A 10,300-nucleotide genomic window follows, 5' to 3' on the forward strand; every position below is an offset into this window, starting at 1 on the left:
ATATTAACTTGCACTGCAAGTGCTATTGTTATCGGCGAACCGGATTCGGAGACGAGCGTGACGACAATCTTCGCGGAACAGGCACTCCTGCCGGGAGGCTGGCAGAATAATGTTCGGATCGCCATGAGCGGAGGGCTGATTTCCGCGATCGATGCCGGCGTGGCCGCGCATGCCGACGACGAGCGTCATGCCATTGTGCTGCCCGGCATGCCCAATCTGCACAGCCACGCCTTCCAGCGCGGCATGGCCGGGCTCGCCGAACTTCGCGGCCCCTCCGCCGACAGTTTCTGGAGCTGGCGCGAGGTGATGTACCGTTTCGCGCTGTCGATGACACCGGATCAGGTCGAGGCGGTTGCCGCGCAGCTCTATGTCGAGATGCTGGAGGCCGGTTTTTGCCGCGTCGGCGAATTTCACTATCTGCATCACGACCGCGATGGACAACCCTATGCCAACCTTGCCGAGATGGCGGAACGGATTGCTGCCGCGGCCAGCGAAACCGGCATCGGCCTGACGCTGCTGCCGGTGTTTTATGCGCATTCCTCCTTCGGCGGTGCCGCGCCGAATGAAGGCCAAAGGCGATTCATAAATGATGTGAATCGGTTCTCGCGGCTTGTTGAGAAAAGCCGCGAATCGGTTCGCGTGTTGAATCACGCTGTCGTCGGCGTCGCCCCGCACAGTCTGCGCGCCGCGACGCCGGAGGAACTGACAGAGGTCGCCGCTCTGGCGCCGAACGGGCCGATCCACATCCACGTCGCCGAACAGGTGAAGGAAGTCGAGGACTGCCTTGCCTGGGCCGGTGCGCGCCCGGTCGAATTTCTGCTTGGGGCTGCCGATGTCGACCGGCGCTGGTGCCTGATCCACGCCACCCACATGACCGGCGCCGAAACCATCGGCATGGCCAAAAGCGGCGCCATCGCCGGCCTCTGCCCGATCACCGAGGCCAATCTTGGCGACGGCACTTTTGCCGCACCGCTGTTCAGGGAGCATGGCGGCCGCTTCGGCATCGGCTCCGATTCCAACGTACTGATCGGCCTGCCCGACGAATTGCGCCAGCTCGAATATTCGCAGCGCCTCGCCCATCGCGCCCGCAATGTGCTTGCCGTGGCCGGCGGTTCGACCGGGCGTGCCTTGTTCGACGCCGTGCTTGACGGCGGCAGCACCGCGCTCGGTGCCGGCGCCTCGCAGATCGCCGTCGGCGCAACCGCCGATCTCGTCTCGCTCGACGCCGCCAACCCCTCGCTGGCCGGTAAGACCGGTGACGCGATCCTCGACGCCTGGATCTTCGCCAATGGCAGCAAGGTCGACTGCGTCTGGGCGCATGGGCAGAAACAGGTGAGCGGCGGCAAGCACCTGAACCGTGAAGCGGTTGGCGAGCGGTTCCGCAAGGTGATGACGGCACTTTCCGAGGGCTGATTCCAGATGAACATGGCCGAAACGACGGAGATGGAGGACAGCGAGACAGTCTCGCTGCATCAGCGCATTCTTTCCGATATCCGCGAAAAGATCCTGTCCGGAACCTGGGCGCCCGGCCACCGTATCCCGTTTGAACATGAGCTGACCACCGAATATAAATGCTCGCGCATGACGGTAAACAAGGCGCTGTCGCAACTCGCCAAATCCGGTCTGATCGAACGCCGCCGCCGCTCGGGCAGTTTTGTCCGCCGGCCGCAGTCGCAGGCGGCCGTGCTGGAACTCCACGACATCAGGATCGAAGTCGAAGCGCTCGGCCTGCCCTACCGCTACGAGCGGCTGGAGCGCCTGAAGCGGCGCAGCAACGCTGAAGACAGGGCGCTGCTCGGACCGTCCGCCGCAGGGTCGGTGCTATGGCTTGAAGGCCTGCATTTCGCGGGCGAGCGGCCGTTCGCGCTCGAGCAGCGCCTGATCAACCTTTCGGCGGTTTCGGAAGCCGGGGACGAAGAGTTTCTGGAAATTGCCGCCGGACCTTGGCTGATCGGCCGTGTACCATGGAGCGAGGCGGAGCATCGGATACGCGCCATGGCGGCGGATGAGCTTATCGCCGATGCGCTCGACATCGATCCCGGCGCGCCTTGCCTTGTGGTCGAGCGCCGCACCTGGAGCGCGGAGCACCCGGTCACCCATGTACGCTTCGTCTATCCGGCGGAAAGCCACACGCTGGTGGCAAGGTTCACGCCTTCGCAGGGATGAGTGATCTGCCCCTGGTGGGGGGAGATGGCCGGCAGGCCAGGACGCCGTAGAGCGCGAACTTCGAATGTGCCTGCCGGGAACTCATGTAGAAGACGGGACGGCTGGCGGGACAGCGCCCCCCTCTGCCTTGCCAGGCATCTCCCCACAAGGGGAGATTGGCGGCTTCATTGTCGGCTTAAATCGCCGCCGTGATAATGATCTCAACCAGATATTCCGGGCCGGCGAGCTTGGCTTCGCCAGTAGCGCGGGCGGGCGTGTGGCCTTGCGGCACCCACTTGTCCCATTCCGAATTCATCTCGGCGAAAGTGCCCATGTCGGCCAACCAGATGATTGCCTGAACGATCTTGGTCTTGTCGGTGCCGGCCTTGGCAAGCAATTCGTCGACGGTCGCCAGGATGTCGCGGGTCTGCGAGGCGACGTTGCCGCCGGGCTCGCCGACCTGGCCGGCCAGATAGACGGTGTTGCTGTGGATGACGATCTGGCTCATGCGCGGGCCAACATCGATGCGACGAATACTCATGGGAAGTTCCTTCGTTTTGAGGGTCGCGCCTGTTTAGAGTCGCCATGGGCTTCGGGCAAGGCCGCCGGCGCCAAATCCCCTTGGACCAGAAAGGAAGCTGTTCGAGGCCGCAATTCCACCCGAGTGGCTTGTCGACTGATGTAACAACATCTCCATCACCCACTCATGCCGAACAGATTCGTTCCATCCGGATCGGCTTAAGTTGGATTCCTCGCCGGAAACATCTATCTGCGCTGAACGATTTCTGTCGGCGCGGATTGCCGGCCACGTCGGGGAGTGGCAAGACTCCCCGACAAACCAGATTGCGAGGATGCTGCCATGGAATACCGCGAAATCAGCGAGGATTATTCGGTCTCTGGCCAGATCCAGCCCGAAGACGTCGCAGCCATCAAGGCCGCCGGCTTTAGAAGCGTCATCTGCAACCGGCCTGACGATGAGCAGCCGGGCCAGCCGTCGGCGGACACGCTCAGGGCGGCGGTCGAAGGCGCCGGGCTCGCCTTCCGCTACATCCCTGTGATCAGCGGCCAGATCACCGCCGAGAATGTCGAGGATCAGGCCGAGGCGCTGGACGAGTTGGAAGGCCCGGTGTTCGCCTATTGCCGCTCCGGCGCCCGCTGCACCAATCTATACGGGCTGATCCAGCAATCGAAAGGTTAGATCGGCAGCGCGCCGGTTTCTTTAAGCGTCTCCAGCACGATCGCCGTCTTCACGTGCTGCACGGATTCGTGCGGCAGGAGCACGCCGTTGACGAATTCCGACAGCGACTTCAGGTCGGGCGTCACCACTTTCAAGATGTAATCCATCTCGCCGGTCAGCGCGTGCGCCTCCTGCACTTCCGGCAACCGCGCCACCAATTCGCCGAAGCGCCGGGCATTGTCGCGGTTGTGGGTGGCTAAGGTCACCGAAATGACGTTGACCAGCGAGAAGCCTAGCCTGTCGCGGTCGAGCACCGCCCGATAGCCCTTGATATAGCCGTCTTCCTCGAGGCGCTGGCGGCGGCGCGAGCATTGCGATGCCGACAGGTTTACCCGCTCCGATAGATCATTGTTGGTCAGCCGCGCATCGCCCTGCAAGAGCGCCATTATCTTGCGGTCAAACTGATCGATGCGCGCCTCATCCACGATTTTTTCTCCTATCGTGCATATTTCACGCACGACATGACCATTTCAAGCGTTTGAATGCAAGCACCGTGCAGCCTATTTGCATTATCCTCACGCTATGTGTGGTCCAACGCGGCCACCTCACATTTTTGGAGGATAGCCATGGGTCCCTTCCCGCACGACGCCCCGCCCGCAAAAATCAGTAAAGACAACCCCGCAGGCACCGACGGTTTCGAGTTCGTCGAGTTCGCGCATCCAGAACCGCAGAAGCTGGCCGAACTGTTCACCCGGATGGGTTATATGGCGGTGGCCAAGCACCGCACCAAAGACATTACCGTCTGGCGCCAGGGCGACATCAACTATGTCGTCAATGCCGAACCAGGCTCGCATGCGATGAGGTTCGTCGACAAGCATGGCCCCTGCGCCGCCTCGATGGCTTGGCGCGTGGTCGATGCCGGGCATGCTTTCGAGCATGCCGTCTCGAAGGGTGCGACGCCCTACGAAGGCGACGACAAGGCGCTCGACGTGCCCGCCATCGTCGGCATCGGCGGCTCGCTGCTCTATTTCATCGATGCCTATGGCAAGAAGGGCTCGGCTTATGATGCCGAATTCGAATGGCTCGGTGCGCGCGACCCGCGGCCGCAAGGGGTCGGCTTCTATTTCCTCGACCACCTCACCCACAATGTCTATCGCGGCCAGATGGACAAATGGTGGGATTTCTACCGCAATCTGTTCGGCTTCAAGCAGATCCATTTCTTCGACATCGACGGCAGGATCACCGGCCTTGTCAGCCGCGCCATTACCTCGCCCTGTGGCAAGATCCGCATTCCCCTCAACGAATCCAAGGACGAGACCAGCCAGATCGCCGAGTATCTGAAGAAGTACAATGGCGAAGGCATCCAGCACATCGCCGTCGGCACCGACGAAATCTACGAGGCCACCGACAAGCTCGCCACCAACGGCCTGAAATTCATGCCAGGTCCGCCCGACACCTATTACGAGATGTCGCATGAACGCGTTAACGGCCATGACGAGCCGATCGAGCGCATGAAGAAGCACGGCATCCTGATCGACGGCGAGGGCGTGGTCGATGGCGGCATGACCAAGATCCTGCTGCAGATCTTTTCCAAAACCGTGATCGGGCCGATTTTCTTCGAGTTCATCCAGCGCAAGGGTGACGAGGGCTTTGGCGAAGGCAATTTCCGCGCCCTGTTCGAGTCAATCGAGCAGGACCAGATCAAACGCGGCGTGATCAAAGTGCAGGCCGCGGAATAGATGGGAGTTCTTGCGGCTCGACCGATTATGACCTAAATTCTAGTCATGAAGGGTCGAGCACATGAATGTTTCTATCGCCGAAGCCAAGGCCAAATTGTCCGAACTCGTCAGCCGCGCGGAAGCAGGTGAGGAGATCGTACTCACTCGGCACGGCAAGGTCGCAGCGCGCATTGTACCTCCGGCAGCGGCCGAACCTCTGCCCCGTATCGGCGCATTGAAGGGCAAAATCTGGATTGCGGACGATTTTGACGAACTCGGTCCCGAATGGGACGAGTACGTAAAATGACGGTCGGCCCCTTTCTCGCCGACACACATATCATCCTCTGGTCGATTTCGGACGATCGACGTCTCAGCGAGCATCACCGCGCCATCTTGGCTTCGGAAGCGGTGGTGTTTGCGAGCGCGGCAAGCATCTGGGAAATTGCCATCAAACGATCGATCGGAAAACTCAATGCGCCGGATGATCTGCCGACGTTGCTTCCAAAGATGCGATTTCAGCCGCTCGTTGTGACGTTACAGCATGCGAATGCCATCAGCGGCCTACCCCACCACCATGGCGATCCGTTCGACAGATTGCTGATCGCGCAGGCGCAAGTGGAAAACTTGACCATCCTTACTTCCGACCCGCATCTGGCCCGTTACGATGTCGCTGTAGCGTGATTAGCCAGGCGGTTGGTATCAGAGCCGAAGCCTCTCAACCTCCTCCTGCCTAACCTTGACGTCATAATCGAGCAGGAACTCGTCCAACTGCGGCGGTGCGACCGAGGTGCCGGACAGCATCGCATGGACCTGACCGCGATGATGGATGTCGTGCAGGAGGACATGGGCGAGGATGTCCCCAATCTTTTCCGGAATCATGCCATCCTCGCGCCGGTCGGTGTTGACGCGGCGGTCGAGGTCGAGCTCCGACAACCCATCACAGAAAGCAACGAGCCTGCGATCGAAATCGGCCTGCGCCGCCGCTAGGTCCACGGGGTCGTCGAACGGCACGAAATCGTCATAGACTGCTGCCCCGACGCCGCCCTCTTCCAGAAAATCGAGATAGAGACGGTCCACCGCCAGTATGTGGTTGAGCGTCTCCTTGATCGACGGAAAGAAGCTGGTGCGCTTGGCCTCGAATTCACCCGGCTGGAGCGACAGTACGGCACGATAGAGCCGGTCGTTCGACCAGAGATTGTTGCCGGCCATGCGGCGCATGTGATTCAGAAGGTTCATCAATGAAACCTCAACCTCTCGTAGCCCCTACCCCCTCGTACTTCTCGACCTTCTGCTCGATCGCGCCGAAGATCGAATGCCCGGCCTTGTCCTTCATCTCGATGCGCACCGTGTCGCCAAAGCGCAGGAACGACGTTTTCGGCTCACCGGTCTCGATTGTCTCGATCATGCGCAGTTCGGCAATGCAGGAATAGCCGGCGCCACCAGCCGAGATGGGCTTGCCGGGGCCGCCGTCGAGCTTGTTGGAGACCGTGCCCGAGCCGATGATGGTGCCGGCCACCAGCGGCCTTGTCCTGGCGGCATGCACGATCAGCGCCGGGAAATCGAAGGTCATGTCAACGCCGGCATTGGCGCGGCCGAATGGCTTGCCGTTGAGATCGGCAAGCAGCGGCAGGCTGACCTTGCCGCCGTCCCAGGCGTCGCCCAGCTCATCCGGCGTCACCGCGACCGGCGAAAAGGCCGAGGATGGTTTCGACTGGAAGAAGCCGAAGCCCTTGGCCAGCTCCGGCCCGGTGAGCGCGCGCAGCGTGACATCATTGACAAGCATGACCAACCGGATGGCGGCGCGCGCCTCATCGAGGCTGGCGCTCATCGGCACATCGTCGACGACGACGGCCACTTCCGCCTCCATGTCGATGCCGAAGGCTTCGTCGGCCATGCGGATCGGATCGCGGGGTGGAATGAAGGAATCGGACCCGCCCTGGTAGATCAGCGGGTCGGTCCAGAAGCTCGCCGGCATCTCAACGCCGCGCGCTTTGCGCACCAATTCGACGTGGTTCACATAGGCCGATCCATCAGCCCATTGATAGGCGCGTGGCAGCGGCGAATGCGCGTCGTGCTCGTGAAAGCGGGCAGACGGCATCGCATTGTTCTCCAGCGATTCCGCGATGGTCGCCAGATGCGGGGAAATCCTGCGCCAGTCGTCGAGGGCGGCCTGCAGCGTGCGCGCCAGGAACGAGGCATCGGTGAAGCGCGTCAGGTCGCGCGAGACGACAACGAGTTTTCCGTCGCGCGTCCCGTCCTTCAATGTGGCAAGCTTCATGCGATTTCCCCTCCTTGTGCAGCTTTGCTGCTGCTTTGGTCTTTTGCTTTACGCATGATCCTTTCCGAAAACCGGTTCCCACTTTTCGGGATCATGCGAGTTCCACAACAAGGCCGTCGCGTGCGATCGTCAAGTCGCCGGCCCATGTTTTCCTGACAGCGGCGATCCAATCGGCCTCGTTGATCCCGGGATCGTCGGCGGGAATGAGATGATTGAGCACCAGCCTCTTCACACCGGCATCGCTGGCGATGCGCCCGGCGTCCCCGGCAAAACTGTGGCTGGCGAGCAGATGCTCTTTCAACCGCGCGCCATTGCCGGTTCTGGCAACCACACTCTCGATGCCTTGCTCCAGCATGGCTTCATGGACGAGGATGTCGGCACCTGTGGCAAAATCGACGAGCGGCGGAAAGAAGGCCGTGTCGGCGGAGAACACCACGCATTTGGGGGCGTGCTCGAAGCGCAGGGCAAAGCAGTCCGTCACCGGCGGATGATCGACGCGAAGCGCGGTCACCTTCAGGCCATTCTGCTCGACCACCTGGCCTTCGCCGAATTCCTCAATCGAAACCAGTTCGCGGATGTCCGGCCGACCCTCATCGGCAATTCGGATCTCGATGTCGAATTCCATCGCCTGGCAGAAGCGCTGCCAGTAGTGGCCGGTGCCGGGCGGACCGAACACGGTGACCAGCGTCGCCAGTCCGGCCGTCCAGGCGGTATGGATCAGCGGCCCGAGTTCCAGCACATGGTCGGAATGCAGATGGGTGATGAAGATCAGGTCGAGCGCCTTCAGGCCGATGCCGGCATCGACCAGACCGCGCGTCACGCCAAGCCCGCAATCGACGACGATAGCTCGCCCGCCGATCTCAAGCAGAGATGAACTCGGCCACGGTCCGCCAGGCCTCAGCGCCGGACCGCCCTTGGAGCCCAGCAGCACCAGCCGGTCGCTCATCGGACGAACCTCAAGACCAATCGCCCTCCGGCGTGCCATTGAACCGCTTCTTCAGATCCGCCCAACAGTCGATGTAATTGTCCTGCCGGGTTTCCAGTTCGGCGCCGTAGCGGGTCAGCATCTGCGGAAAACGCGTCTCGAACATGAAGGCCATGGTGTTGTCGAGCTTGACCGGTTTCAGGTCCGCGCGCGAGGCCTTTTCGAAGCCAGGCGCATCCGGGCCATGGGCCAGCATCAGATTGTGCAGGCTGATGCCGCCGGGCACAAACCCTTCTTCCTTGGCATCATACTGGCCGTGGATCAGGCCCATGAACTCGCTCATGATGTTGCGGTGGTACCAGGGCGGCCGGAACGTATCTTCCGCCACCAGCCAGCGCGGCGGGAAAATGACGAAGTCGATATTGGCGGTGCCCTCCTCGCCGCTCGGCGCCGTCAGGACGGTGAAGATCGACGGATCGGGGTGGTCGAACAGGATCGCACCGACGGGCGAAAACGTCGCCAGATCATATTTGTAGGGTGCGTAGTTGCCGTGCCAGGCGACAACGTCGAGCGGTGAATGACCAAGGTCGGTGACGTGGAAATTGCCGCACCATTTCACGGTCAGCCGGCACGGTGTCTCCTTCTCCTCGAACCAGGCGCAAGGCGTCTTGAAGTCGCGCGGATTGGCAAGGCAATTGGCGCCGATCGGGCCACGGTCGGGCAAGGTCAGCTTGGCGCCGTAGTTCTCGCAGACATAGCCGCGTACTTCCTTGTCGACCAATTCGACCTTGAACACGAGGCCGCGCGGCAATACGGCGATCTCGCCTGGCCGCAGTTCGATGACGCCCATCTCGGTGACAAGGCGCAAGGCGCCGACCTGCGGCACGATCAGCAACTCACCGTCGGCGTTGAAGAAATGATCATCGATCATCGATGTGTTGGCGACATAGACATGGGCTGCCATGCCGGTCTGGCCGAGCACGTCGCCGGCCGTGGTGATGGTGCGCATGCCCTGGATGAAATCGGTCTGCTCCTTCGGCATCGGCACCGGGTTCCAGCGATACTGGCCGAGCGCCAGTTCATGATCGCCGACATTGGGGGCTGTCTTCCATAAGGGATAGTTAGCCGGCTTGAATCGGCCAGTGTGTTTTACGCTTGGCCTGATGCGATAAAGCCAGGAGCGCTCATTGGTGCCGCGCGGCGCGGTGAAGGGTGAGCCCGAGAGTTGCTCGGCATAGAGCCCGTAGGCTGGCCGCTGCGGCGAATTCCGCCCCTGCGGCAGCGCGCCGGGCAGCGCCTCGGTTTCGAAGTCGTTGCCGAAACCCGGCATATAGGAAAAGGCCATCGCTTCCTCCCCGATTGACCAAATTGGTTTCATTTGTAACCATTGAAAATGTAACTATCAACGGCGAACGCTGCATCCTCGGTGCGTATCATGGAACCCGAAATCCTAGAACTTGAAAGCTTCCTGCCCTATCGGCTCTACAGGCTTGCCGACGCAGTCAGCCGCGAATTCTCGCGCATCTACAAGGAGCGCCACGGCCTGACCCGGCCGGAATGGCGTACCCTTTCCGGGATCGGCCAGCGCGGCACGATGACGGCCACGGAGCTCGGCGAGCAGTCGGCCATGCACAAGACCAAGGTGTCGCGCGCGGTCGCCGAGCTCGAGCGGCGGCGGTGGTTGACGCGTGTGCCGGACGAGAATGATCGCCGTGTCGAGCATCTGGCGCTGACCAAAGCGGGTCTCGCGGCCTATCGGGAGATGGTGCCGCTGGCAAAGGCGTTTGAAAGGGAGTTGCTGGCGAGGCTGAGTGCGGAGGAACGGGCGGCGATCGTGAGAGGCGTGGCGGCGCTGGAGGTGGCGTTATCTGCAGCGTAGCGAAGAACGCCGCCCTATCCTTCGTCATTCTAGTCCCCTGGAACAAAAGTAAGCTTCATTTTGTTTGGCTTCTGTCACAAGAGCAGGAGTTTGATTCATGACTGGCAGGCAGGCGGACCTTGTCGTTCTAAGCGACGCGGATAGAGGTTTCCTCGAATCTCAGGTGCGCCGGCATAAG

At 61.5% G+C, this 10,300-nt stretch carries 13 protein-coding genes; 7 read left to right on the plus strand and 6 right to left on the minus strand.

Annotated features, from left to right (window positions below; genetic code table 11):
* Positions 1-57: 57 nt before the first annotated feature.
* Together FJ938_RS08465 and hutC are read left to right on the plus strand one after the other, a co-directional pair.
* Positions 58-1,413, plus strand: coding sequence for a formimidoylglutamate deiminase (locus FJ938_RS08465; RefSeq protein ID WP_140609931.1), 1,356 nt, complete (start codon positions 58-60; stop codon positions 1,411-1,413).
* 6 nt (positions 1,414-1,419) lie between these two features.
* Positions 1,420-2,166 (plus strand): histidine utilization repressor, encoded by a 747-nt coding sequence (hutC, locus tag FJ938_RS08470; RefSeq protein WP_181165592.1) that lies wholly within the window; start codon positions 1,420-1,422, stop codon positions 2,164-2,166.
* A 175-nt stretch (positions 2,167-2,341) separates the two neighbouring features.
* Here the strand turns inward: hutC and FJ938_RS08475 are convergent, their stop codons facing one another.
* Positions 2,342-2,686 (minus strand): RidA family protein, encoded by a 345-nt coding sequence (locus tag FJ938_RS08475; protein WP_140609930.1) that lies wholly within the window; start codon positions 2,684-2,686, stop codon positions 2,342-2,344.
* Positions 2,687-3,004: 318 nt separating this feature from the next.
* Here FJ938_RS08475 and FJ938_RS08480 point away from each other — a divergent pair, with 318 nt between their 5' ends.
* The gene (locus tag FJ938_RS08480; RefSeq protein ID WP_140609929.1) at positions 3,005-3,343 is read left to right on the plus strand and encodes a TIGR01244 family sulfur transferase; all 339 of its coding nucleotides are present in this window, start codon (positions 3,005-3,007) and stop codon (positions 3,341-3,343) included.
* Here FJ938_RS08480 and FJ938_RS08485 read toward each other — a convergent pair.
* Entirely contained in the window at positions 3,340-3,807 is a 468-nt protein-coding gene (locus FJ938_RS08485) for an Lrp/AsnC family transcriptional regulator (protein ID WP_140609928.1), read from the minus strand. The genes FJ938_RS08480 and FJ938_RS08485 overlap by 4 nt on opposite strands.
* 141 nt (positions 3,808-3,948) lie before the next feature.
* Here FJ938_RS08485 and hppD point away from each other — a divergent pair, with 141 nt between their 5' ends.
* From hppD to FJ938_RS08500, 3 genes are all read left to right on the plus strand, one after another.
* Entirely contained in the window at positions 3,949-5,061 is a 1,113-nt protein-coding gene (hppD, locus tag FJ938_RS08490; RefSeq protein WP_140692776.1) for a 4-hydroxyphenylpyruvate dioxygenase, read from the plus strand.
* A gap of 61 nt (positions 5,062-5,122) precedes the next feature.
* A complete protein-coding gene (locus FJ938_RS08495; RefSeq protein WP_023813589.1) occupies positions 5,123-5,347 on the plus strand; it encodes a type II toxin-antitoxin system prevent-host-death family antitoxin in 225 nt (74 codons plus the stop codon).
* Positions 5,344-5,721, plus strand: coding sequence for a type II toxin-antitoxin system VapC family toxin (locus tag FJ938_RS08500; protein ID WP_140609926.1), 378 nt, complete (start codon positions 5,344-5,346; stop codon positions 5,719-5,721). Before FJ938_RS08495 ends, FJ938_RS08500 begins: the two co-directional genes overlap by 4 nt.
* 18 nt (positions 5,722-5,739) lie before the next feature.
* On the opposite strand, the gene FJ938_RS08505 is transcribed toward FJ938_RS08500, so the two are convergent.
* The 4 genes from FJ938_RS08505 to hmgA form a co-directional block, all read right to left on the minus strand.
* The gene (locus FJ938_RS08505) at positions 5,740-6,276 is read right to left on the minus strand and encodes a DinB family protein (RefSeq protein WP_140609925.1); all 537 of its coding nucleotides are present in this window, start codon (positions 6,274-6,276) and stop codon (positions 5,740-5,742) included.
* 10 nt (positions 6,277-6,286) lie between these two features.
* Entirely contained in the window at positions 6,287-7,318 is a 1,032-nt protein-coding gene (locus tag FJ938_RS08510; RefSeq protein WP_140609924.1) for a fumarylacetoacetate hydrolase family protein, read from the minus strand.
* Between the two features lie 91 nt (positions 7,319-7,409).
* Complete coding sequence (locus tag FJ938_RS08515; RefSeq protein ID WP_140692779.1) at positions 7,410-8,264, minus strand: MBL fold metallo-hydrolase; 855 nt, start codon at positions 8,262-8,264, stop codon at positions 7,410-7,412.
* Positions 8,265-8,274: 10 nt separating this feature from the next.
* Complete coding sequence (hmgA, locus tag FJ938_RS08520) at positions 8,275-9,588, minus strand: homogentisate 1,2-dioxygenase (protein ID WP_140609922.1); 1,314 nt, start codon at positions 9,586-9,588, stop codon at positions 8,275-8,277.
* 90 nt (positions 9,589-9,678) lie between these two features.
* Here hmgA and FJ938_RS08525 point away from each other — a divergent pair, with 90 nt between their 5' ends.
* Positions 9,679-10,122 (plus strand): MarR family transcriptional regulator, encoded by a 444-nt coding sequence (locus FJ938_RS08525; protein ID WP_140609921.1) that lies wholly within the window; start codon positions 9,679-9,681, stop codon positions 10,120-10,122.
* Positions 10,123-10,300: the final 178 nt, after the last annotated feature.

The sequence above is a fragment of the Mesorhizobium sp. B2-4-14 genome, from assembly GCF_006442155.1.
In the GTDB taxonomy this organism is placed as follows: domain Bacteria; phylum Pseudomonadota; class Alphaproteobacteria; order Rhizobiales; family Rhizobiaceae; genus Mesorhizobium.